The sequence below is a fragment of the Lysinibacillus sp. LK3 genome (genome assembly GCF_001043675.1).
GTDB classification, from domain to species: Bacteria; Bacillota; Bacilli; order Bacillales_A; family Planococcaceae; genus Lysinibacillus; species Lysinibacillus capsici.
Window position 1 is genome coordinate 71,839 of record NZ_LDUJ01000017.1, and the last position, 24,234, is coordinate 96,072.

The following is a 24,234-nucleotide window of genomic DNA, read 5'->3' on the forward strand; positions in this document are numbered from 1 at the left end:
ACTTCTGCCGCCTTTTTTATTATAGGCCTAAATTTTTGGCGATAATAACCTTCATGACTTCATTAGTACCAGCATAGATCGACATAACAGGTATATCTCTATATCTTCTAGCAATCTTATATTCCTCCATATAGCCATAGCCACCATGCAATTGCATACATTGCGTAGCAAGGTCACGTGCATTTTCGGTAATCCAGTATTTTGCCATAGAAACTTTTGTCACAACATCATTGCCTGCAATATGCTCTTCAATCAATGATTCTAAAAAGGATTTACCAAGCTCGATTTTAGTAGCCATTTCAGCTATTTTAAATTGTGTATTTTGGAAGTCACCAATTGTTTTGCCAAAAGCCTGACGTGATTTCACATAGTCCAGCGTTAGTGTAAGCATATCCTCAGCGGCTGTTTGTGCGGCAATCGCTACTGCTAATCGCTCTTGCTGCAGTTTTTCCATCATATAATGAAAGCCCTTGCCTTCTTCGCCAAGTAGATTTTGAACAGGCACTCGACAATCTTCAAAATAGAGTTCAGCTGTATCTTGGGCATGCATACCAACTTTTTCGAGCTGTCTTCCTTTTGTAAAGCCAGGTGTGCCCTCTTCAATAACAAGTAGGCTAATACCACGATGTTTTTTATCAGCCTGAGGGTTTGTTTTTACTGCGACAACCGCTAAGTTTGTATGGATGCCATTTGTTATAAAGGTTTTTTGACCATTTACAATATAATGGTCCCCATCGCGAATGGCTGACGTTTTGATATTAGCCAAGTCTGAACCTGTGCCAGGCTCCGTCATTGCAATAGCTGTTATATAGTCGCCTGTGACACATTTTGGTAGCCAACGAGATTTTTGTTCGTGTGTCCCATATGCTTCGATATACGGGACAACAATATCATTATGCAGGCCAACCCCGATAAGACTTGAGCCTATACGTTCAAGTTCTTCTTGTATAATGACGCCAAAGCTGAAATCCAAGCCTAGCCCGCCATATTGTTCTTCTACTTGTGGACAAAGATAACCCATATCACCAAGCTTACGCCAAAAAGAAAGCGGAATAAGATGATCCTTTTCCCACTGGGCATAATGCGGTTCAGCTTCTTCAGCTAAAAACTTACGAAAGGTTTTGCGAAATAATTCATGCTCTGTTGTTTCAAATTTATAACGTGTCATTTGAAATAGCACCCCTTTTTCTTCGTAAATACGCGAATTTGCTCGTTCATCTACTATGTTACTGGAAGGAATGTGAAAATAAAAGTAGCGTTTAGTATGTAAATGACGAAAATGTCATCTATATACAGTGAAATGTCATGTAAAACGAGAGTAACGAATGAAATGAAAAGGTAAACTTAAATTTGTCATAGAATAAAGGGACAAGTTCCTACTTTCTTTAGAAGATTATTCAAGTGCTTTAAGCAATATGATTGATAAGTATAATGGTATAATCAATTAAATTATAGAAAGAAAGTAGAGGACTTGGTTATGCCAAAAGTAATCGGCGCTGTTCTTTTAATTAGTATTTATAGTGCTTTGACTTTCTATTTAGGGTGGGGAGTAAAGCAGTGGCTTGTAGCAATGGGGTGGTTTCGTTTTCCAGTATTATTTTGGATCGTGCTATATATGGTTGCTTTTAGTATTATAATCGGAAGATTACACGAGTCATTACGAGTGTTTTCTGTAATCGGTAATTATTGGATGTTTATCTTTGAATATGGCTTATTGCTATGTTTAGTTGCACAATTCATTATTTGGCTTACACCTTTTAAAAACGTGCAAATAATAGGTAGTATAGCAGTAGCAATCCTATTCTTGTTAAGTATCATTGGCTCCTATTTAGCCTACTCTCCAGTTGTTCGTCATTTAGAAATAACTGTTGATAAACAAGATAGTGACTTAAACACACTAAGAGCAGTTGTAGCATCTGATTTTCACTTAGGTGTTTTATCACATAAACGACATTTACAACGTTTTGTCAGCTTAGCTAATGAAGCACAACCAGATATTGTGTTGTTAGCTGGGGATATTGTGGACGATGACCCTAAATGGTTTGTTCAAGAGGGTATGGCAGATGTCATGAAACAATTAACATCTACATATGGAACATATGGTATATTAGGTAACCATGAATATTATGGCAAAAAAATTCCTGAATTTATTAAGGAAATGGAAAATGCCAATGTGAAAATGCTCCTAGATGAAACAATTCTTGTAGAAGATGCGTTTATATTAACAGGGCAAGAGGACAGAACGAATAAAGAAAGAAAACCACTTAAGGTGCTAAAGCCTTCTGCTAATTTACCATGGCTTGTAATGAATCATACACCTGACGATTTAAACACGCCTTCCCAAATGGGCGTTGATTTACATATGTCTGGTCATACACACAAGGGACAGCTGTGGCCGAATCAGTATATAACAGCTCGTGTATTTGAACTGGATTATGGTTATAAGTTGAAGGAACAGATGCATACACTTGTTTCATCAGGCTATGGCTTCTGGGGCCCACCGATGCGAATTGGCAGTAGATCAGAGCTTTGGGTAGTAGATATAACATTTAAATAGTATGTGATAATCTAACAATCGGCTTCTTAGGTGAAAAGGCAGTAGTATATAAAAACGTAGTATTTTATAATAAGTGGGTATTTGATTAAAAAAGGTAAGGTGACATGGTGGAAATTATAGAGTTATTAAAAGCATTAATATTAGGCTTTGTCGAGGGTATGACAGAATTTGCACCAGTATCTTCTACGGGACATATGATTATCGTGGATGATATGTGGTTAAAGACTGAGGAGTTTTTAGGGAAATATCCTGCCAACACATTTAAAATTGTTGTACAACTTGGTTCCATATTAGCGGTTATCGTAGTTATGTGGAAACGTATGCTAAGCTTAGTTGGTTTATATAAAATTGAAGGTCAAGCTAAGTCCATAAATGGCCGCTTTAACTTATTGCATGTTATTGTTGGTATGCTACCAGCAGTTGTCTTAGGTTTTGCATTCAAGGATTTTATTGACGACCATCTTTTTAAAGTAGAGCATGTTGTTTATGCACTAGTGGCAGGAGCAATTCTGATGATTGCTGCAGATAAGTTGGCACCGAGAAAACCAAAAGTTGATTCTTTAGATAAGATTTCTTATGGTTTAGCATTTAAGGTAGGACTTGTACAATGCCTATCACTATGGCCAGGTTTTTCTCGTTCAGGTGCAACGATTTCGGGTGGGGTACTATTTGGTATGAGTCACCGTGTTGCAGCCGATTTTACATTCATTATGGCTGTGCCAATCATGGCAGGAGCTAGCCTCGTATCCGTTTTGAAAAACTGGGATACTTTATCAATGGACTATTTTGGCTTTTATGCTGTAGGATTCATTAGTTCGTTCGTCTTTGCATTATTGTCCATTAAGTTTTTCTTAGCGCTTATTTCAAAGGTTAAATTAATGCCTTTTGCCATTTATCGTTTAGTTTTAGCAGCAGTTCTTTGCGTTATCATTTTCATGTAAACAATAAGTCACGCTTCTTCAAGAAGCAGTGGCTTTTTTTGCGTTAAGATTATTGAATCATATATCCATTTTTTCAATAAATTGAGAGAAAATGAGTATAAAGAATCATGTTAAAGCATAAATTAATAGCGAATTATAATAATATTAGACAACATTTACCTACATATTGTTCATTTAGATGTTTTGAGATTATAATTGATACATAAAGTGTCTAATTATTTGTTGTTTTTTTATAAAAAGTAGGAATATAGACTTATTAAGATATATGATTAAATATATGAGGTGGAGAAAATGTTTCAACTTATCAATAGATCTAAGAAAAATACAATTGAAATAAGCAATGAAACAACAATCGGTATTTTTATAGAAGATCCAGACCGTTTACTACAATTAAATCTTGTAGGGTTAAGTGTGCATGATCTTCAGCTGATTAATAGTTTAAAACCATATGTAGAAAGAAATGTAGTAGAAGTGGTAGCGGCATTTTATCATGCAATAGAAAGTGTTCCTGCCTTACAAAAGGTTATTCAATCACATAGCTCCAGCGAACGTTTACGACAGACATTACGTCACCATATTATTGAAATGTTTGAGGGGAGAATAGATGAAGCCTTTTTAGAAAAGCGAAGACGTGTGGCCAAAATGCATGTAAAGATTAATTTATATCCGAAGTGGTATTTAGCTGCTTTTCAAATTCTTGAGAAATCACTTCGCAAAATAGTCTATGAACTACGATTACCAAAGGGCGAAGAAGAGAAGTTTTGTGATGCTATCAGTAAAATATGTAATTTTGAACAACAAATCGTTTTAGAAGAATACGATAGCTATGCAAGTATACTAATTGAAACACAACGCAATAATGTTAGGGACCATGTAAAGGATGTTATCGGCGGAATTTCTACACAATTAGAGGTTCAATCACAAACTACAACTGAAACAGTAACAGAACTTGTATATAGCGCAAAGCGTGTCAACGCTTCTTTGAAGGAAAGTATGTATGAAGCAGAATCAATGCAAAAAGTGTCTAGTGAAGGCTATACTAAAATAATATCTATTAATGAGCAAACAGGGAAGATTCATCATAAGACCGTAGAAATGGCAAATATGGTGGAGCAATTAGATGCATCCTCTTCGAAAATAAATGCCGTTGTAGAAATTGTGAAAAGTATTTCTGGGCAAACAAATTTACTTGCGTTAAACTCTGCAATTGAGGCGGCACGTGCTGGTGAGCATGGTAAAGGCTTTGCAGTTGTTGCAAACGAAGTACGCAAGCTTGCCGATCAAACGAAAAGCTCTGTTGAACAGATTGCTGAGTTAATCATGACGTCAAATGGTATCACAACACAAGTTGTACAAGCAATTCAGAACATACAGGAGCTTGTAAATAGTAGTATCGAACGTAATGCTGAATCTCTAAAAGCTTTTGATGCGATTTCGGGTTCTGTAGAAGTTTCAATCTCAAATTTCCAAAAAGTTGATAATCAAGTATCTGAATTAGCTACTATTATTGAATCGATTGGTGAATCTTCGGAAGAATTAGCGAGGGTCGCTAATCGCTTAAATACAACAATAAGAGAGTTTTAAAAGAAATATAGCTATGCATACTATCTATGCATAGTTTTTTAGTATGTGAATTAGGATAAAAGGTCTTATTTTATGGATAAATCAACTAAGAGGCTGATGAATTAGCTAATAGCAAATTTTATAGAAAGAGGAAGATTACAAAAACCTAGAAAATGCTTGTTTTAAGTGTTACGCTATAGGCGAATTAGGGAATTGAGTAGAGGGGTGTTTGGAGCATGAAAAAGAAATTATTTATAACACGTAAGTTTCCTACACATATTGTTGAACTGCTACAGGAGTTTTATGAAATCTCACAATGGGATGAGGAAGAAATTGTGATTCCACGTGAAAAATTGCTCGCAGCTGTCGCTGACTGTGAGGTACTGTGGGTAACGATAGCTGACCAAGTAGATGAAGAATTACTTTCGCATGCACCCAACTTAAAATTAGTGACGAATTTAGCAGTTGGATATAATAATATCGATGTGAAGGCTTTAAAAAAACGAGGCATTATGGCGACAAATACGCCTGGAGTTTTAACTAATACAACTGCGGATTTAGTATTTGGCTTACTGCTTGCAACTGCTCGTAGAATTCCAGAAAGTGAAAGATATTTACGTGAGGGTAAATGGAAAAGCTGGTATCCAATGCAACTGGTTGGCAAGGATGTTTCAGGAGCCACAATTGGCATTATTGGCATGGGGAGAATTGGCCAAGCTGTTGCTAGAAGAGCAAAAGGGTTTGATATGAAAATCTTGTATAATAATCGCAGACGTCGTCATGAAGCAGAAGAAATGTATGGCTTCCAGTATGTTTCGCTGGAGGATCTATTAAAGCAATCTGATTTTGTTGTGATTATGACACCTTATAATAGTGATACGGAAGGACTCATTGGTGCAAAGGAACTTGCTTTGATGAAAGAAGATGCGGTATTAATTAATGCCTCACGTGGTGGAATTATTGATGAGGATGCGCTATACGATGTTCTTAAAAATGGGAAGCTTTGGGCTGCAGGACTAGATGTGTTTGAACAAGAGCCGATTGCGATGGATCATCCCTTATTAACACTTCCAAATGTAGTAGCTCTGCCACATATCGGTAGCGCGTCATTAGAAACGAGAACGGCTATGCTAATGTTAAATGTAAAAGCTTTGACTGCTTATGGACAAGGCAAGGCAATATCCAATCGAATTGATTAAAAAGAGGAGCATATCGGTGAAAGATATGCTCCATTTTTTTATCTATTGAATAAATCGAATAAGCCGCCGATACCGCCTTCACCTTTAGATTGACCGCCTCCACCTTGCGAAATAGGTGCAGCTGCAAAGACACGACTGGCTAAACGGCTAAATGGTAATGATTGTACCCACACTGTTCCAGGACCACGTAATGTAGCAAAGAAGATTCCTTCGCCTCCAAACAGGGCTGTTTTTACGCCTCCAACCATTTCAATATCGTAATCCACATTGGATGTCATTGCTACAAGACATCCTGTATCCACACGTAAAACTTCACCCGGTTGTAATGTTTTTTCATGAATGGCTCCTCCTGCATGAACAAATGCCATGCCGTCACCTTCTAGCTTTTGCATAATGAAGCCTTCACCACCGAAGAAGCCTACTCCAATTTTTTTCTGAAATTCAACGCCAACAGAGACCCCTTTAGCAGCAGCTAAGAATGCATCTTTTTGACAGATAATTTTACCGTTTAATTGGCTTAAATCCATCGGAATAATCTTCCCTGGGTATGGTGATGCGAAATAAACATGCTTCTTACCTGAGCCAACGTTTGTGAATGTTGTCATGAATAAACTCTCACCTGTTATTAGGCGTTTTCCGGCACCTAATAATTTACCCATTAGACCACTTTGTGAGCCACCTCGTGAGCCGTCACCAAAAATAGTTTCCATATGGATCGAATCATCCATCATCATTAACGCTCCTGCTTCTGCAACAACTGTTTCCTGAGGGTCAAGCTCAACTTGCACATATTGCATGTCGTCACCAAATAACTTGTAGTCAATTTCATGATTATTCATAAAGGGATTCCTCCAAAAATAAATTTAATGATATTGTATACGATTATAAGTTACATTGGTTTCAATAGAAAATTAAATATTTTAGAAAAAAAGGGAATTAGTTAGAAAATGTCGAATATAAAAAACTAGAATGTGTATTATTTATTTTCATTTAACTAAGGGTATTGTGAATATACATAACCTTAAGAGGCTTCTAAATTTAGAAGTCATCCTCTATATTGAGGTAAGGAAGTTAAGTGGAAATAAAGCCTCTGGCAGTTGTCACCGATTATTATTGAAATGCTAGTATTACAAGGTGTGGTGTATATTGAAAATTCGGAATTTTGACATATTTTATCTCCGCTCACTCCAAGATTCTTAATGAGACATTTTTTCTTTTGGTGGGGAGCAACTATTGATGTATGGAGATAAAGCCACTGGTAGCTGTCACGAATAGTGAAACGTGTAAGCACATTCCACTGCTCGGACGCAATTATTCCAAGGCGAAATGGATTCTGGTTAAATTCATAGACTTATACCTATGGAATACGACTGGTACAACAGCTGAGGCATCATAGAGTATTTCAGGGGGTGTATGTAGTGGAGATTAAAAACTATATCGGTGGTAAATGGATCACACATTCACATTTACAAAGTATAGCAGTGACGAACCCTGCAAACGGTGAGCAGCTTGCTACCATTCCACGCTCTACTTCGAATGAGGTAGGCGAGGCTGTAGCTGTTGCTAAACAAGCACAAAAGAGCTGGGCACTTATACCAGCACCAAAACGTGCAGATTATTTATATGCCATCGGTCAAAAAATGAAAGAGAAAAAAGAACATTTGGCGACCGTTTTAACAAAAGAAATGGGCAAGGTCATTGAAGAGGCTAGAGGAGAAGTCCAAGAAGGAATTGATATGGCATACTATATGGCTGGTGAAGGACGTAGATTGTTTGGTGAAACAACACCGTCTGAGCTTGCCAATAAATTTGCTATGAGTGTAAGGGCACCTATAGGCGTTGTAGCACTCATTACACCTTGGAATTTCCCTGTTGCTATCGCCACATGGAAGTCATTTCCTGCCATTGTTGCAGGGAATACATTCATTTGGAAACCGTCTAATGAGACTCCAATGATGGCCTATGAAATGGGTAAAATCTTTGAGGAAGTAGGCTTACCAGATGGTGTCGCTAATATCGTATTTGGTACAGGACCTACAGTAGGCACAGCATTAATTGAACATCCTGACGTCAAGGTTATTTCTTTTACAGGTTCTACAACAACGGGCAGTAAAGTAGCTGAGCTTGGCGGGAAGCATTTGAAAAAGGTTTCTTTAGAGATGGGTGGCAAAAATGCTGTTATTGTCATGAATGATGCTGATTTACAGCTAGCTACAGAAGGGATTTTATGGAGCGCATTTGGTACTGCTGGGCAAAGGTGTACAGCATGTAGTCGAGTCATTGTGCATAAAGATGTAAAAGAACAATTAGAGAAACGTCTCTTAGATGAAATGCAAAAGCTCACAATTGGGGATGGTCTAGATGAGGGAGTAAAAATCGGGCCAGTGATTAATAAAGCAGCATTGGAAAAAATTAATCACTATGTACAAATAGGTAAACAAGAGGGTGCTACATTATTAGCAGGTGGCAGGATACTAAATGAACCACCTTATGATAAAGGGTTCTATTATGAGCCAACATTGTTTACAAATGTGAAGCCTGACATGATTATTGCTCAAGAAGAAATCTTTGGTCCAGTCGTATCTCTAATTGAAGTGGCAAGTTTGGAAGAAGCAATTGAAGTAAATAATGGTGTGAAATTTGGCTTATCTAGCTCAATATTCTCCCAAGATGTCAATACAATTTTCCGCGCACAACGTGATTTAGATACAGGTATTGTTTATGTAAATGCTGGCACAACAGGTGCTGAAATCCATTTGCCATTCGGAGGTACTAAAGGGACAGGAAATGGACACCGTGATTCAGGTGTAGCAGCCCTAGATGTATACACAGAGTGGAAGAGTATTTATGTAGACTACAGCGGTAAATTACAAAGAGCACAAATCGATACAGAGTAACAGATCAACGAAAGGGGATGTTCTTGATGAAAGTTGTTGTATTAGGTGCAGGTTTAATGGGGAAAGAGGTAGCTCGTGATTTAATAAAAAACGATAAAGTGGAGCGTGTGTATTTAGGTGATATCGATGTAAAAGTTGCACAGGACTTTGTAGATACGCTAGATACAAATAAGGTAGAAGTGGTAGAGCTACACGCAGAACGTGACGATTCATTAATGAGTGTTATTTCGAAGGGGGATGTTGCCGTCAATGCATTGTTTTATTCGTTCAATGAACGAGTAGCAAGAGCAGCTATTGAGGCAGGCGTCCATTCCGTTGATTTAGGTGGTCATATCGGTGGCGTTACAGAGAAGATATTAGATTTACATGAGGAAGCAAAGGCAAAAGGTGTTACAATCATTCCTGACCTAGGTGTTGCTCCCGGCATGATCAATATTCTAGCGGGCTATGGTGCTTCAAAATTAGACGAAGTAGAATCTATTAAACTATTTGTTGGTGGTATTCCAACTGAGCCAAAGCCTCCGCTTCATTATACACGCGTATTTTCTTTAGATGGCGTTTTCGATCATTATACTGAGCCTTCAAAAACGATTCAGAAGGGCAAGCTTGAAGAAGTTCCATCCCTATCAGGCGTTGAACCTATTTATTTTGATGATTTCGGTGTGCTTGAGGCATTTTATACATCTGGTGGTATCTCCACATTGTATAAGACATTCCCGAATGTCCGCACATTAGAATATAAAACCATCCGTTATAAAGGCCATGCTGAGAAATTTAAACTTTTAGCAGACTTAGGCTTCCTTGATTCTGCGAATAAGGTAGAAGTGGATAATCAAGAAGTGCCTGTTCGTGCAGTCGTACGAGAGGCACTCAAAAAGAAGCTTGAATTGGGCTCAAAACCTGATGCTGTATTGTTACGTGTTATTGTAGCAGGTGAAAAGGCCCAACAGCAGGTGACATATGAATATGAAATGGTTGTACGAAAAGATATGACAATTAATGAAACAGCGATGGCCCGTGCTACGGCAAATACGATTTCAGTTGTTGCTCAGATGATTGGTGCCGGTGCTATTACAGAGCATGGTGTATTCCCGCCTGAAGCAATCGTGCCAGGTGATACGTATATTGAAGAGATGGCTAAACGAGGTGTGGTCATTAAAGAGACATCACATAAGTCTGCTATGATTGTGAAATGGTAGGTGCTGACCATGAACTTTGAAATGTCCACTGAGCAGGAAATGCTAAGAAAAACAGTAAGACAGTTTGTTGATGAAGAAATCATTCCCTATATTGCTAAATGGGATGCTGAAGGTGGCTTTGATGCTAAAATTTGGTCCAGACTTGCTGAGCTTGGCTTAATGGGTGTTTGTGTTCCTGAACAATACGGAGGTAGTGGCATGGATTATAATGCACTTGCTATCGTATGTGAGGAGCTTGAACGGGGAGATACGGCATTTCGCACAGCCGTATCTGTTCATACAGGTTTAAATAGCATGACCTTAATGCAGTGGGGGACTGAAGAGCAGAAGCAGCGATACCTTGTTCCGCAAGCTAAAGGTGTACGGATTGGAGCTTTTGGTCTCACAGAACCAGGGGCTGGGTCTGATGTAGCTGCCATGTCAACAACTGCCGTCCGTGATGGAGATCATTATATCCTCAATGGGCAAAAAACGTGGATCTCCTTATGTGATATTGCAGACCACTTTATCGTATTTGCCTATACAGACAAATCAAAAAAACATCATGGAATTAGTGCGTTTATTGTAGAACGTTCCATGGCTGGCTTTACATCTAAAGCGATAAAAGGAAAATATGGTATTCGTGCTGGTAATACAGGTGAGCTCTTTTTTGAAGATTTACGTGTGCCAATTGAAAACCGACTTGGTGAAGAGGGCGAGGGTTTCAAAATTGCCATGTCTGCGCTAGATAATGGTCGATTTACAGTAGCAGCAGGTGCTGTTGGTTTGATCCAAGCTTGCATAGAGGCTAGTGTGAAATACTGTCATGAACGAGAGACATTTGGTAAACCTATTGGTGAGCATCAGCTTGTCGGACGAATGATTGCTAATATGGAAGCAGGCTATCAAATGAGTCGTCTCCTTGTCTATCGTGTTGGAGAATTGAAAAATAAAGGTGTTCGAAATACTCGAGAGACATCATTGGCAAAATGGCAGTCTTGTGATTTTGCGAATAAGGCTGCGGATGATGCGGTCCAGATTCATGGAGCCTATGGCTATTCAGACGAGTATCCAGTTGCCCGTTATTTAAGAAACTCCAAAGCACCAGTCATTTATGAAGGGACTCGCGAAATTCATACTATTATGCAGGCAGATTATGTATTGGGAAGACGACAAGATAAGCCATTAAAAAATATGTTGCCTAAATGGCCATTTGAAGAATAGACGAGAGGGAAGTGTTTCCCTCTCGTTTTTTATTGTGCCTCAACTTACTTAGAAAATTTCAGAAAAATGTAACTTTCCTCTTTTTTACTAGTCTAATTAATAAACAAGTATATGAAGGAGAGGAAAAATGATGAAAAGTAAATGGTTCGCAATTATGCTGATTATCGTTCTAGCTATCGTGCCTGGAATTTTTACATTGATAGTGAATACAGATGTGACGGCAAAGGCGGCTAGCGCAAGTATGGCAACACAAAACTGGCAAGCATCTTTTTCAGTTGCTTTAAAGAAAAACAAAATAACTGAGGAATATGTCTATATCACTACGGAAAAAGGAAGCAAAGTACCTGCAACAATTGAATTGTTGGAAGATCAAAAAACGATAGTAGTGAAAAAGTTAGCACCAGGTAATTATCAATTGCATGTAAAAAAGGAGGCCTTTGCACAAGGCGGACTGAATGTAGCTTCACAGACAATTCCATTTACAATTATCGAGACATTAACAGCCGTTAAATCGGAGAAAGAGTTACAGCAGTATTTTAAAAAGTTGTTAACAACTCAAAGAGTAGAAATTAGAGAAGAAGAGAGCTTACAAAGTACAGCAAGTGAAGATAAAGCAACAGCTAATAATGAGTCTACAACTAATAATCAAGTAGAGGGGGTAGAAGAGGGTGACATTGTAGTAGTAAAAGATGACTTTATTTACACTGCAAAAGATCAGAGCATTACAGTGGTGAATGCTAAAGATCCTAAGAATTTAAAGATGGCTACAAGTATCAAATTAAAACATTCCCAATATATTTCTAAGCTTGCCCTATATGACAATCTATTAATTGCCATCGGGGATCAATATATTGAAAAAGCAGGCACAGCTATGGTAACAGCCTCAATTTATGATATTTCAAATCCAAGCAATCCAAAGCATGTACGTGATGTTGGGCAAGAAGGCTTCTTGCAGGATATTCGCATAACGAATGACACATTATATTTAATCGGTAATATGTATCCAAATTACTGGATGCTACAAGAAGACAATAAAACCGATTTAAAGCCTAAAACATTTGATAGTATGGCAGGAACAGAGTACCAAAGTCTGCCTTTAGAAAAAATCTCAATCTTACCAAATACGATGGATGGTACCTATAGTTTAATTACAGCTGTCGATTTAAAAAATGGAGCTAAGACAACTGCCAATACGAAAGGGTACTTAGGTGGAAGTAGTGGTCTTTATATGTCAGAGAATGCCCTGTATTTAACGACACCAATGTATGAAAGTAGTATTGATGTTTCATCAGAAAAGCGCGTTATGGATATGATTTGGTTACCGAGGTCAGCCGACACTCAAATTTTCAAGTGGAATGTAGATGGAACGACTTTGAACTTTGTCGGAAGTACGGAAGTAAAGGGAACTGTGTTAAATCAGTATTCAATGGATGAATATAAGGGGAACTTCCGGATCTTTACAACAGAAGGTAATGCGTTGAATGAGAAAAGTACTTCCTATAACCATCTCTTTATTTTGGATGAACATTTAAAACCGCTTGGTGCAGTAAAAGATATGGCGCCTGGAGAAAAGATATATTCAGCTAGATTTATGGGAGAAAAAGCATATGTGGTGACATTTAAACAAGTGGATCCACTATTTGTCATTGATGTAGCAAATCCGAAAAAGCCTGCTGTACTAGGGGAATTGAAGATTCCTGGCTTCAGTAATTACCTACATCCATTAGATGATACGCATTTAATTGGTATTGGTTATGATACGGAGCAACGCTATGATTCGTATACGAAACGTAATTTTACTGTGACAACCAATATGAAGATGTCCCTATTCGATGTATCAGACTTCCGAAATCCGAAAGAACAATCAACCGTAAAAATTGGTGGGAAAGGTTCTTCCTCTGAAGTGCAATACAATCCTAAAGCGCTATTCCGCAATAAGGAATACAACTATTTTGGCTTCCCTGTAGTACTGTATGAGGCAGGTAAGGGAGACGAAGTTGTCTATCAAGGTCAAGGTGCTCAAATTTATGAAATTACTGCAGAGAAAGGGATAGTATTGAAAGGAAATATAATCAATCGTAATAATAATGAGTCCTATGAAAATTGGGAGCAAGTTGTACAACGTGTTGTCTATATAGATGATACGCTGTATACAATAGCGCGTAACGAGATAAAAAGCTATGAGTTAAATGACTTCAAGCCTTTAGATACATTAACAATAAAATAATAAGAAAAACAAAACAGTCAATTGAAAGGTATCAAGTAGCCTTTACTCCAATACTGTATCTTTAGCAACGGTTTTCAAATATAGTGAAGGTGTTCATTATTCTTTATGAAGAGGTGTTGTCACCCATCATCCTCTGATAATGGGCTATTTGATCACTATGCTACTATGAAAAAGTAAAGACAATTGGCAGAATGGTTGATTGGAGTGGAGCCAGCGTCACTCCTAGGGGATTTAGCGTCACAGATGAGACCCTGGATGAACGTAGGTGAGTGAAGCGGCTCATCGGACGCCCTGGAAAGGACGCTGGCGGAACAGAAGTCAACCTCTCGCCTTGCAAAGTTGCTTTTTCTGCCGTTGACATCATCTTTTTCAACCAAAAAGAAAGTCCAATGAATATGGAGAAATTCATTGGACTTTTTGTTTATTACTATTGTCGATATGGCAGTATCTCGGATACAGTCACAAATTCATAGCCCTGCTCTTGTAAATAGGCAAGAACAGCGTCAAGTCCGTCTGCAGTGGATTGATGAATATCATGCATTAAGACAATGGCATTATTGTGTAAATTATTTTTTACGTGAGGCAATAGCTGCTGTGCATTTCGATGTTTCCAATCCAATGTATCAATTGTCCATAGCACAACAGGGATAGGAATCTCGGCATTAATTGTGTCATTAGTTGCACCGTATGGTGGTCTAAAAACTGTGGCACCTTGATTGATTGCCTTCTCAATTTCAGTGGCAGTCGTGTTATATTCTTTCATCACTTGTTCCTGCGTAAGCTTTGTTAAGACAGGGTGGTTCCACGAATGGTTTCCAATTTCATGACCGCGCGCAAGAACATCTTTTACGATGTCAGGATAGTATTGTACACGACTACCGAGCATGAAGAAAGTAGCCTTTGCGTGATACTTATCAAGAATATTTAAAATTTGCTCCGTGACTTTTGGATGTGGACCATCATCAAATGTTAAAGCAATACGTTTTTTATTCGGATCACCAGTTGGTGGTGGATTAATTGGTTTTACATTTTCCATTGCGATTTGAAATTCGGAGGCTAACAAAGGGTTAATAAGCGAAAGGGGTAGTTTCACTATTGGGGTACCTGCTGCTCCACTAGCAATCTCATATTCATCGAAATAGATTTGTAATGAATCATCAACAATAGCAAAGCGATTGAAGTTAGACCATTTTGGTTCGGTAGCTTTTAATAGTTCATCGTTGAAAAGCTCATCCTTTAATTGGAGGTTTTTTTGCAAATCTTTTCGGACGTTTACAGCCAACGTAGATAAGTTATTCTCATCATTTTGTAAGAGCGTTTGGATCGTAATTTGTTCGCCCGTTTCGTTGTTAATGAAGAATGTTTTTGTGGAGACTTCGTGATTGGCTCCACCTACATATAGCATTTTTGTTAGCACAAAGGAATAGTAATGCTCTCGGTACGGAAAAGTTTCTAGACTAATATTTAATTCACCCATAGCATCTGTATCTTTATTTTTCTTCATCGATGTTAGATAGTTTTCTTTTGAATCCGATATGTATTGTAATACGGCATCATTAAAAACCTCGTTATCTGTTTGTGGGTAATGTATAGCAAATGGTGTTCGTTTGTCATTTGAAACGTCTGTAACAATACGTATGCCTGGAAACGCAGAACTTTCGGTCGATAAATGACTATTCACCGATTCCGTCTCGGATTCTTTTGAAGCACTAATCTTTTGAAACTTAAAGTCATCCTTTGAAAGGATAATAAAAAGTATAATAGTTGTTAAGGTCACAATAAGGCTAAGTAATAAGAAATCAATTATTGGACCGCGTCTTTTTCTACGTTCCTGCATGGTTTTGGATACGCTCCCCTCTTTTTTTATTTTCTATACAATCAGACGTGCCAGTCATTAAAAAAGTTATACAAATCTAGAATCTTTTTATGTAATTTTGTGGAAAATTATTAAGATCACTTTTTCTTCAAAAATCAGCGAATTAATTGTAGTTGTACTTCTATTTAAGAGGTTGTAAAATACCTACTAAAATAGAAAAAACACATGCGTAATATTAGTGTAACTGTAAAAATAAATTGAAAGATAATCCATTGCTTAAGAAAAAAATTTTCAGTTGAGTTTTTATTGGCAGTTCGTTAATATTGGCAAGGAACCTTTTGAAGGAGGCAGATAGCTGCAATGGTCTTACAAGATGCGGATAATGAACTTACGATTGACTGTTTGTTGCTTGCAGGACGCATTATGATTGAAAGTGGTGCCGAAACATACCGTGTTGAGGATACGATGCTGCGTATGGCACATTCTCAAAATATGCCAAATGCTCAATGTTATGCCACACCAACGGGCATCATTTTTTCGTTAGGCAAGACACAGCCAACAAGAATTACATCAATTCCCAGTAGGGTTACAGATTTGCAAAAAATCGCCTTGGTAAATTCAGTATCTCGTAGACTCACATCTCAAATCATAACATTAGAAGAAGCTTATGACGAGTTAAAGTCGATACAAAAAACAAATTATTTTTTACCAACTTATTTGCAAGTTTTGGCAGCTGCGCTTGCTAGTGGTTGTTTCCTTATTATGTTTAAGGGTGGATGGTCGGATTTTCCGATAGCTTTTTTGGCAGGCGGGCTCGGTTTCCTAGTATTGGTAATCATTAATCATTTAACAAGGGTAAAGTTTTTTTCTGAATTTACTGCATCACTCGTCCTCGGCTTTGTTGCCTTCTTTGCAGTAAAGTATGGTTATGGTACTGAACTTGATAAAATTATTATTAGTTCCGTCATGCCACTAGTACCAGGTATTTTGATTACAAATGCTGTACGTGATTTAATGGCAGGTCATTTTATGTCAGGGATGGCAAAGGGAGCAGAGGCCTTTTTAACAGCCTTTGCTATTGGTGCAGCAATCGCCGTCACACTAGGATTTTAGGAGGCGGATAATATGCAGATGATGGACATTATTATACAATTAATAGTTAGTTTTTTTGCGACAGCTGGGATTGCCATTATTTTTAATGTTCCTAGAAAAACACTACTTCATTGCGGACTCGTTGGGGTAATTGGCTGGATTATATACTATGTTCTAACAGAGCAAGGCATGGATGTTGTCAAAGCTTCTTTCTTTGGCTCATTTGTCATTGCCATCGTTGCTCATTTATATGCCCGACGCTTTAAAATACCCATGATTATTTTTATTGTTGGGGGAATTATACCATTAGTACCAGGGGGCATGGCTTATAATGCAATGAGAAATGTGGTAGAAGATGATTACTTACAAGGCTTGCAATATGGCTTAAAGGCATTTTTAATTACAGGTGCTATTGTTATTGGACTAGTTTTTGCAGAAGTAATTATCCAACTCATATTCCGCTCAGTTCGTTCCAGTAAAGTAAAATTACAAAAGGTTTATAAAAAATAGAAGGAGACTGCGTGCAAAATAAACGCAGCCTCCTTCTTCATTATTGTTATTTTGTCAGTAATAGTTCAATCTCTTCAGGTGTAACAGGTTTACTAATATAATAGCCCTGAATGGCATCGCAGCCGTAAGTGATTAATAGATCTGCTTGTTCAGCTGTTTCTACACCTTCAGCGACCACTTTCAATTCCATGGATTTACCTAGTTGTACCATACCATTCATAAGCTTTTGGCTCTTTTCGGATTTCAAGAGTGAATTTGTAAACGTTTGATCGATTTTTAATGTACTTATTGGTAAAATTTGCATATATCTAAATGAGCCGTAGCCAGTACCGAAATCATCTAATACAAAAGAAATGCCTTCGTTTTCAAGCTTACGCATTTGCTGTGCAATAGACGTTGCGGCTTCAGCTTCTAAAGCAAATTTTTCAGTAATCTCAATTTGTAATAGGTTCGCTGGACAACCTGTTTTTGTAATCATTTCAAGTATAGATTTTGCCATATTCTTATCACGGAATTCGCGTACAGAAGAGTTAATAGATACTTTTAAATCATAGCCAGCCTTTTTCCAAAGTAATGCTTGTTCACATGCCTTTTCCAGCATGAAGGACCCAATATTATTAATTAGACCTGTTTCTTCAGCGATAGGAATTAACTCATCAGGCGTTACGACACCTATTACCTCATCTTCCCAACGTACAAGTGCTTCAACAGCAGTAACTTTTCCAGAATACACATCGATTTGTGGTTGATAGAGTACCTTCAAGTTCTTTTGGTCAAGTGCTTGGAGTAAGCGCTTTTCAATTAATGCTTTACGATTTAAAGCTTTATGTGTTGCTGTTGATAAAGAAACAATTTTATCTCCGCCAGCCTCACGGACTGTTGAAATAGTAGCAATGGATGCCTTCATAAGCTGAGAGAATGTTGATTGATCCTCAGGATATCTAGTTATGCCACCACTAATAGAAATTGGTACAGCAATATTGCCGCTATAAATCGGATGTTGTTGTAAGTAAGATAAAAAGCCTTGAATAAACCATTCACTTAAAGGCGTAATGACAACAAAATCATTTTCATTTATACGAGCCATCGTGCTATCTTGGAAATACATTTTTATACGATTTGTAAATTCAACAATAAGGCTTTGATCGATTTGTTGATCATGTAATTCTTTAAGTGTATAAAATTTATCAATACTTAGATAAACAAATGAAAAGTGTCTCTCATCGTCAATCATATTGGTGATTACTTTTTCAAGTCGATGTGCATTCATCAAACCGGTTTCTGTATCGATGTAAGCAATTTTTTCAAGTTGGTGTTGAATCGTTTTTGATTTAGTTACATCCTTTTCAATTAGGATAAACTGTTGTTCATTTGTTTCAAGATTAACGAGGGGAATAGCCGTTAGTAGCACCCAATAGGATTGCCCCGTTTTTGTAATTTTTTCAACTTCTCCTTGCCATGTATGACCATTATTTAAATTACGCCAGATCGTATGTGTAATTTTTTCACTCACTTCATTATCAGGGAACAGTTGCCAAAAGGTTTTGCCGATAACACGCTTTGGTGTCCATTGGCTTGTTTTTAGAAATTCATTATTACATTCCAAGATAAATCCATCGTGATCGAGTGTAACGGTCATAAAGGTTGCATCTAAACCTTGCTTAAGGTTTACAAAGGTATTGCATTGAGAGATAGCCTGCGTCATTAATTCTGGGAGCATAAAAATCAATAGAATAAAACGTTCTCCCTCATCTGTAAAAGGTTTAGCTAGCAGAGCTGTTGTTATTTCTGCATTTGAAGTTGTGTGTACTTGAATTTTTTCTAGATACGTACTGTCCTCATTTTGTAAAATAGATTGAAGTGTTTCGACAGGAAGCTGACGCAGTAGATTTTCGTGTATAGATGGAGTAGTATTTCCTTTAATATCATTAGCTAATAAGCCAATCAGATGTTCAGCACTCTTTCCCCAGACTGTTGCTTGTCCATCTTGATTAATGATAATTGCAGGAAAAGGAAGTGAATTTAAATAATGTTCATCAATCGTAAATGATTTATGCATATGACTCATGATTATTCGATCTCCTTGGGTAATCAATATATACTAATATTATAGATAATAATCGGGAATTAGTCATTATGAATATATTTGTAAATATTTGATAGTAAAAATTAATAGGACTTTTCTAGTGAAATATAAGAAATGATTTGAAGAAAAGTAACAATTTTTAGTACGTATATAGGAAGCAGGATTGGTATGAAACGTTTAAAAGGAATAATATTTATCGTCTCGGGTGCTATGTTATGGGGAGCAACTGGCCCTTTAATGGAGTGGTTGCTTAATCATACACCTTTGACTGTATCCTTTATGTTAACAATCCGTTTATCGGTTGCAGGTATATTACTACTTACATATTTATTGTTAACAGGAAAAAATATTTTTGGAATTTGGCAGCACAAGCTATGGGGGAGACAACTCATAGTTTTTGGTATTGCAGGTATGCTTGGTGTCCAATTTACATTTGTTGCTGCAATTAATGAAAGTAATGCTGTGCTTGCTACCTTACTACAGTTTTTAGCGCCAATATTTGTTGTCGCGTATGTCTCTCTTAGTTTAAAGAAATGGCCACCAAAATATCAAGTGTTAGGTATTATTGGTACCCTTATAGGGTTGTTTCTGTTACTAACGAATGCATCATTTGAAAGTTTACTTATTAGTCCAAAAGCCTTGTTATGGGGAATAGGAGTAGGCTTAACATTTGCATTTTACACCTTGTATCCTGCACGCTTAATGAAGGAGTGGAGTGTGCTTTTAGTAGTGGGCTGGGGGATGCTGGTGGGTGGCTTCACTTTGGGCTTAGTAAGCCGTGTTTGGCAGCAGTCCACTCAATGGGTTGTTCTAGTAGATTTTAAAATTTTAATGTTATTAGTTGCTTTAATATTTTTTGGAACAGTAGCTTTTATATTGTTTTTAAGTAGTATGAAATACATTACGGCAGTTGAAACGAGCATTCTTTCTAGTATTGAACCATTAACAGCAATGGTGATCTCTGTTATTATTTTCGGTACTTCTTTAGGTTTTTGGCAATTAATAGGAGTATTCGTTATGCTTGTTTGTGTAACCTGGCTTTCTATAGCAGGAGAAAAAGCATAAATATACTATAGTGTTAGTAGTTTTTAACTATCATTAAATTTTATCTACCAACAAGGGGGAAAGAATATGAAAGAAGTTTTTTCCTATGTAAAGCCATATAAATGGACAGCTATTTTTGCTTTATGTTTAATGCTTTTAGAGTTATTTGTAGAGCTTGTGCAGCCACTCATTATGGCAAAAATAATCGACGAGGGAGTAAGGGCACAAAATCAAGGAATGGTTTTGCAATGGGGGGCTGTTTTACTTGGGCTATCTTTTGTTGCCTTTCTGGCGGGCGTTATCAATTCTTATTTTTCTTCACATACAGCTCAAAGCTTTTCATATGATCTTCGAAATGCCCTGTTTGATAGGATTCAATCCTTTACGCTAGCAACCTATCAAAAATTCTCCACTGCATCGCTTATTACTCGATTAACAAATGATGTTACACAGGTACAAACGGTGCTGTTTATGAGCTTACGTATTATGCTTCGAGCGCCACTTGCTGTGATAGGAAGCATTATTATGGCTTTTGTCGTAAATCCGAAATTAGCTTTATTTTTAGTTATTGGTGCACCGATCATTTTTATTTTTCTTCTTTTTATGGTGGCAAAAGGTGTGACTTATTTTGGGCGTGTACAAAAGAGGGTCGATCGTTTAAACAGAGTTTTACAGGAGAATTTACAGGCGATACGATTAGTAAAGGCTTACTTAAGAGGGGCATATGAGGCTACACGCTTTGATGAAGTTGCATCACGGTTAAAGGTTGATACTGTGAAGGCCTTACGCATAATGGAATATATTATGCCGGTTCTTTTGTTCATTATGAATATGAGCCTGCTCGCAGTTTTATGGTTTGGTACAAAACAAATTGCTACAGGAACAACGCCACTTGGTGATATTGTGGCTATTGTGAATTATGCAATGCGTATGACAGGCTCATTTTCAATGTTCGCTTTTATTATTATCTTCTACGCACGTGCAAAGGCATCTGCAGAACGTATGGCAGAAATCCTTTCCGTTGAAAATGAGGTTGAAGATACATCTCTTTTAGAAGAAGTAGGTCATGCCACACAATATGGAGAATTAACCTTTGACCATGTTAGTTTTACTTATCCAGGAGGAGATGTTCCTGTTCTGTCAGATGTGAGCTTTCAAGTTAAGTCTGGCGAGAAACTAGCGATCATGGGGGCAACTGGTGCAGGAAAATCAACATTATTACAGCTCATTCCTCGGTTCTATGAAGTAACGCAAGGCAGAATACTTGTGGAAGGTCAGGATGTGCAACATTGGGATTTACAAGAGTTGCGGGAAGTGATTGGCTATGTCCCCCAGCAGTCATTGTTATTTACAGGAAGTATTGCAGATAATGTGCGTTGGGGAGATACACAGGCTGAAATGGATGCTGTATTACAGGCTACAATGCAGGCGCAAATTCATGCATCTGTTGAAGATTTTCCAAATGGTTATGATACCAAGGTTGGGCAAAAAGGTGTCAATTTATCGGGGGGGCAAAAACAGAGGTTATCTATAGCTAGAGCTCTATTGAGAAAGGGACATATTTTAATGCTTGATGATAGTACTAGTGCTTTAGATGTGAAAACTGAACAGTCTTTGTGGGCGGCACTGAGTGAAGAAAAAGCAACGATGCTTGTTGTTACGCAAAAAATACGTACAGCTAAAGGTGCAGATCGCATTTTACTGATTGATGCTGGAAAAGTAGTTGCTTATGGCACACATGAAGAGCTTTTAGAGACTTCCTCGCTTTATAAAAAAATAGCTATCTCTCAACAGGAGGTGGAGGATTAATGGGATTTTTCCAGAAACCTTTTGGCTATGAACCGCTTTTGACAAAAGATGATCTGAAACAGGGTGTGAAGAAAAAGAAGGGGCCACGTGCAGCTGATTGGAGAAGTACATTGCTGCGGTTATGGAAAATTGTCGACGAACAACGCGCACTGCTTATTGTGGTGCTCTTATTAGTGATGATTAGCTCCATATTAGCTTTAGTTGGTCCTTATGTAATCGGTCAAATGATTGATCACTATGTTATGCATGGCGAGCTTTCAGGCTTAGATAAAGGGATTGGCTTATTAATTGGTATTTATGTGTTATTAGCCGTTTCACTTTTCCTACAAAACTATTGGATGATTGGCATCGCCCAGCAAACGATCTATAGATTAAGGACAAGTGTATTCACTCATTTTCAAAGACTGCCAGTGGCATTCTTTGATCGTCGTCAGCATGGAGAATTAATGAGTAGAATGACGAATGATATTGAAGCTGTCAGCTCAACATTGAACAGTTCCTTTATTCAGGTATTTTCAAGTGTACTTACGCTTGGTGGAACCGTCATTATTATGCTCAGTTTAAGCCCATTGCTGACAGTTCTGACGATGATCATTATTCCACTGATGTTTTGGGCGATGCGATGGATTACACGTCGTACAGCACCACTGTTTAAAGAACAACAGGTAGCTATTGGCGCCTTAAATGGGATGATCGAAGAAACAATTTCAGGACAGCGGATTGTGAAGGCATTTTCACAAGAGGAGCGAATGAAAGCAGAATTTCGTGAAAAAAGTTTGCGCTTAAAAAGAACTGGTTTTTGGGCACAGACATACTCAGGTTATATTCCTAAAGTTATGAACTTCTTAAATAATATGAGCTTTACCATTGTAGCAGGTGTAGGAGGAGTCCTTGCGTTATATGGACATGTATCGATAGGGGTAATTGTTATATTCACTGAATATGCACGACAATTTACACGTCCTTTAAATGATTTAGCAAACCAGTTTAATACGGTACTGTCAGCCCTTGCTGGTGCAGAACGTGTATTTTCCTTGCTTGATGAACAACCAGAGGCAGAAAATGTGTCAGCACAAAAGCATCAGCTATTGGGACATGTAACGTTTAAGCAGGTGTACTTCAAATATGAACTAGAAGAAGAGGGGTACACACTAAAAAATGTAGACTTTAAAGTGGAACCTGGTCAAACGGTAGCCCTTGTTGGTGCAACTGGGGCTGGTAAAACGACAATCCTTCAACTTATTGCAAGATTTTATGACGTCTCAAAGGGAGAGGTATTATTTGATGGTATAAATGTACAGCAAATTGATCGACAATCCCTTCGTTCACAAATGGCCTTTGTCTTACAGGATCCATTTTTGTTTGAGGCTTCTGTTCGCGAGAATATCCGATATGGCAGACTGGATGCGAGTGATGCAGAGATTGAGGAAGCGGCCAAGCAAGCTAATGCACATGAATTCATTATGAAACTAAAGGATGGGTATGATACTATTCTTGCAGCGGATGGACGCGAGATTTCCCAAGGCCAAAAGCAATTACTTTCTATAGCAAGGGCACTTATAGCTGATCCGAAAATTTTACTATTGGATGAAGCGACAAGCAGTATCGATACTGTGACAGAACTGGCGATACAAGAGGCACTCGATACGTTAATGCAAGGGCGCACGAGCTTTGTGATCGCACATCGTTTAAATACTGTCCATAATGCCGATATGGTCTTAGTGATGCATAAAGGGGAATTAGTGGAGGCTGGACCTCAGCAAAAGCTCATCGAATCAGGTGGTCTTTATGCACAAATGCTGTATTCATCCTCACACCATCTTGAGGAATAGATGGAAAAAGAGCAATTTCATTTGAAGTTGCTCTTTTTTATTGAATTAAAATGTTATTAATTTGAATAAATGGTATAATTATTATATAACATTATTAAAATATGAAGCAGTAGATAGTTTAAAAGTAATGGGTTGTGAAAAAATAAATATCTCTATTTTAGAAAAATTAGTATATTATTTCTAGTAAATTTCAGTCATTTTACTGAATTTTTATAGTATAAATCCTTTTATTTTTCTAATATTTGAAGTAAAATTCTGA

The 24,234-nt window shown here is 37.6% G+C and carries 17 protein-coding genes; 13 read left to right on the forward strand and 4 right to left on the reverse strand.

Features of this window, described 5'->3' with window-relative positions; genetic code table 11:
* Nucleotides 1–19 precede the first annotated feature (19 nt).
* Nucleotides 20–1,168: an acyl-CoA dehydrogenase family protein gene (locus VK91_RS12865; RefSeq protein ID WP_048393289.1), complete on the reverse strand. Its 1,149-nt coding sequence runs from the start codon at nucleotides 1,166–1,168 to the stop codon at nucleotides 20–22.
* A gap of 309 nt (nucleotides 1,169–1,477) precedes the next feature.
* Here VK91_RS12865 and VK91_RS12870 point away from each other — a divergent pair, with 309 nt between their 5' ends.
* The 4 genes from VK91_RS12870 (at nucleotide 1,478) to VK91_RS12885 (ending at nucleotide 6,260) form a co-directional block, all read left to right on the forward strand.
* The gene (locus VK91_RS12870; protein WP_048393292.1) at nucleotides 1,478–2,557 is read left to right on the forward strand and encodes a metallophosphoesterase; all 1,080 of its coding nucleotides are present in this window, start codon (nucleotides 1,478–1,480) and stop codon (nucleotides 2,555–2,557) included.
* A gap of 104 nt (nucleotides 2,558–2,661) precedes the next feature.
* A complete protein-coding gene (locus VK91_RS12875) occupies nucleotides 2,662–3,498 on the forward strand; it encodes an undecaprenyl-diphosphate phosphatase (protein WP_175400802.1) in 837 nt (278 codons plus the stop codon).
* A 291-nt stretch (nucleotides 3,499–3,789) separates the two neighbouring features.
* Nucleotides 3,790–5,082, forward strand: coding sequence for a globin-coupled sensor protein (locus VK91_RS12880; RefSeq protein ID WP_048393294.1), 1,293 nt, complete (start codon nucleotides 3,790–3,792; stop codon nucleotides 5,080–5,082).
* 215 nt (nucleotides 5,083–5,297) lie between these two features.
* Nucleotides 5,298–6,260: a D-glycerate dehydrogenase gene (locus tag VK91_RS12885; RefSeq protein WP_004229713.1), complete on the forward strand. Its 963-nt coding sequence runs from the start codon at nucleotides 5,298–5,300 to the stop codon at nucleotides 6,258–6,260.
* A 38-nt stretch (nucleotides 6,261–6,298) separates the two neighbouring features.
* On the opposite strand, the gene VK91_RS12890 is transcribed toward VK91_RS12885, so the two are convergent.
* Nucleotides 6,299–7,099: a TIGR00266 family protein gene (locus tag VK91_RS12890; protein ID WP_004229711.1), complete on the reverse strand. Its 801-nt coding sequence runs from the start codon at nucleotides 7,097–7,099 to the stop codon at nucleotides 6,299–6,301.
* Nucleotides 7,100–7,678: 579 nt separating this feature from the next.
* Between VK91_RS12890 and VK91_RS12895 the strand changes: the two genes are divergently transcribed.
* From VK91_RS12895 to VK91_RS12910, 4 genes are all read left to right on the forward strand, one after another.
* Nucleotides 7,679–9,157 (forward strand): aldehyde dehydrogenase family protein, encoded by a 1,479-nt coding sequence (locus VK91_RS12895; RefSeq protein ID WP_004229708.1) that lies wholly within the window; start codon nucleotides 7,679–7,681, stop codon nucleotides 9,155–9,157.
* A 26-nt stretch (nucleotides 9,158–9,183) separates the two neighbouring features.
* Nucleotides 9,184–10,356 carry a saccharopine dehydrogenase family protein gene (locus VK91_RS12900; RefSeq protein ID WP_048393296.1) on the forward strand — a complete coding sequence of 391 codons (1,173 nt, stop codon included), beginning with the start codon at nucleotides 9,184–9,186 and terminating at the stop codon, nucleotides 10,354–10,356.
* Nucleotides 10,357–10,365: 9 nt separating this feature from the next.
* Nucleotides 10,366–11,559 carry an acyl-CoA dehydrogenase family protein gene (locus VK91_RS12905; protein WP_048393298.1) on the forward strand — a complete coding sequence of 398 codons (1,194 nt, stop codon included), beginning with the start codon at nucleotides 10,366–10,368 and terminating at the stop codon, nucleotides 11,557–11,559.
* Between the two features lie 127 nt (nucleotides 11,560–11,686).
* Nucleotides 11,687–13,786, forward strand: a complete 2,100-nt coding sequence (locus tag VK91_RS12910) for a beta-propeller domain-containing protein (RefSeq protein ID WP_231595657.1) — start codon at nucleotides 11,687–11,689, stop codon at nucleotides 13,784–13,786.
* A gap of 427 nt (nucleotides 13,787–14,213) precedes the next feature.
* Here the strand turns inward: VK91_RS12910 and VK91_RS12915 are convergent, their stop codons facing one another.
* Nucleotides 14,214–15,623, reverse strand: coding sequence for a polysaccharide deacetylase family protein (locus VK91_RS12915; protein ID WP_048393300.1), 1,410 nt, complete (start codon nucleotides 15,621–15,623; stop codon nucleotides 14,214–14,216).
* A 339-nt stretch (nucleotides 15,624–15,962) separates the two neighbouring features.
* Here VK91_RS12915 and VK91_RS12920 point away from each other — a divergent pair, with 339 nt between their 5' ends.
* A complete protein-coding gene (locus VK91_RS12920; protein WP_009371811.1) occupies nucleotides 15,963–16,715 on the forward strand; it encodes a threonine/serine exporter family protein in 753 nt (250 codons plus the stop codon).
* A gap of 12 nt (nucleotides 16,716–16,727) precedes the next feature.
* Complete coding sequence (locus tag VK91_RS12925) at nucleotides 16,728–17,204, forward strand: threonine/serine exporter family protein (RefSeq protein ID WP_081010948.1); 477 nt, start codon at nucleotides 16,728–16,730, stop codon at nucleotides 17,202–17,204.
* 46 nt (nucleotides 17,205–17,250) lie between these two features.
* Here VK91_RS12925 and VK91_RS12930 read toward each other — a convergent pair whose 3' ends face one another.
* Complete coding sequence (locus tag VK91_RS12930) at nucleotides 17,251–19,272, reverse strand: GGDEF domain-containing phosphodiesterase (protein WP_048393302.1); 2,022 nt, start codon at nucleotides 19,270–19,272, stop codon at nucleotides 17,251–17,253.
* Between the two features lie 186 nt (nucleotides 19,273–19,458).
* Between VK91_RS12930 and VK91_RS12935 the strand changes: the two genes are divergently transcribed.
* From VK91_RS12935 to VK91_RS12945, 3 genes are all read left to right on the forward strand, one after another.
* A complete protein-coding gene (locus tag VK91_RS12935; RefSeq protein ID WP_048393305.1) occupies nucleotides 19,459–20,355 on the forward strand; it encodes a DMT family transporter in 897 nt (298 codons plus the stop codon).
* A 66-nt stretch (nucleotides 20,356–20,421) separates the two neighbouring features.
* Nucleotides 20,422–22,143: an ABC transporter ATP-binding protein gene (locus VK91_RS12940; RefSeq protein WP_048393307.1), complete on the forward strand. Its 1,722-nt coding sequence runs from the start codon at nucleotides 20,422–20,424 to the stop codon at nucleotides 22,141–22,143.
* Complete coding sequence (locus tag VK91_RS12945; RefSeq protein WP_048393308.1) at nucleotides 22,143–23,975, forward strand: ABC transporter ATP-binding protein; 1,833 nt, start codon at nucleotides 22,143–22,145, stop codon at nucleotides 23,973–23,975. Before VK91_RS12940 ends, VK91_RS12945 begins: the two co-directional genes overlap by 1 nt.
* Nucleotides 23,976–24,234 lie beyond the last annotated feature (259 nt).

Bases quoted from the DNA above. Each gene is read 5' to 3' on its own strand.
- VK91_RS12865 (WP_048393289.1), bottom strand. From the start codon at position 1,168: ATGACACGTTATAAATTTGAAACAACAGAGCATGAATTATTTCGCAAA.
- VK91_RS12870 (WP_048393292.1), top strand. From the start codon at position 1,478: ATGCCAAAAGTAATCGGCGCTGTTCTTTTAATTAGTATTTATAGTGCT.
- VK91_RS12875 (WP_175400802.1), top strand. From the start codon at position 2,662: ATGGTGGAAATTATAGAGTTATTAAAAGCATTAATATTAGGCTTTGTC.
- VK91_RS12880 (WP_048393294.1), top strand. From the start codon at position 3,790: ATGTTTCAACTTATCAATAGATCTAAGAAAAATACAATTGAAATAAGC.
- VK91_RS12885 (WP_004229713.1), top strand. From the start codon at position 5,298: ATGAAAAAGAAATTATTTATAACACGTAAGTTTCCTACACATATTGTT.
- VK91_RS12890 (WP_004229711.1), bottom strand. From the start codon at position 7,099: ATGAATAATCATGAAATTGACTACAAGTTATTTGGTGACGACATGCAA.
- VK91_RS12900 (WP_048393296.1), top strand. From the start codon at position 9,184: ATGAAAGTTGTTGTATTAGGTGCAGGTTTAATGGGGAAAGAGGTAGCT.
- VK91_RS12905 (WP_048393298.1), top strand. From the start codon at position 10,366: ATGAACTTTGAAATGTCCACTGAGCAGGAAATGCTAAGAAAAACAGTA.
- VK91_RS12910 (WP_231595657.1), top strand. From the start codon at position 11,687: ATGATGAAAAGTAAATGGTTCGCAATTATGCTGATTATCGTTCTAGCT.
- VK91_RS12915 (WP_048393300.1), bottom strand. From the start codon at position 15,623: ATGCAGGAACGTAGAAAAAGACGCGGTCCAATAATTGATTTCTTATTA.
- VK91_RS12920 (WP_009371811.1), top strand. From the start codon at position 15,963: ATGGTCTTACAAGATGCGGATAATGAACTTACGATTGACTGTTTGTTG.
- VK91_RS12925 (WP_081010948.1), top strand. From the start codon at position 16,728: ATGCAGATGATGGACATTATTATACAATTAATAGTTAGTTTTTTTGCG.
- VK91_RS12930 (WP_048393302.1), bottom strand. From the start codon at position 19,272: ATGAGTCATATGCATAAATCATTTACGATTGATGAACATTATTTAAAT.
- VK91_RS12935 (WP_048393305.1), top strand. From the start codon at position 19,459: ATGAAACGTTTAAAAGGAATAATATTTATCGTCTCGGGTGCTATGTTA.
- VK91_RS12940 (WP_048393307.1), top strand. From the start codon at position 20,422: ATGAAAGAAGTTTTTTCCTATGTAAAGCCATATAAATGGACAGCTATT.
- VK91_RS12945 (WP_048393308.1), top strand. From the start codon at position 22,143: ATGGGATTTTTCCAGAAACCTTTTGGCTATGAACCGCTTTTGACAAAA.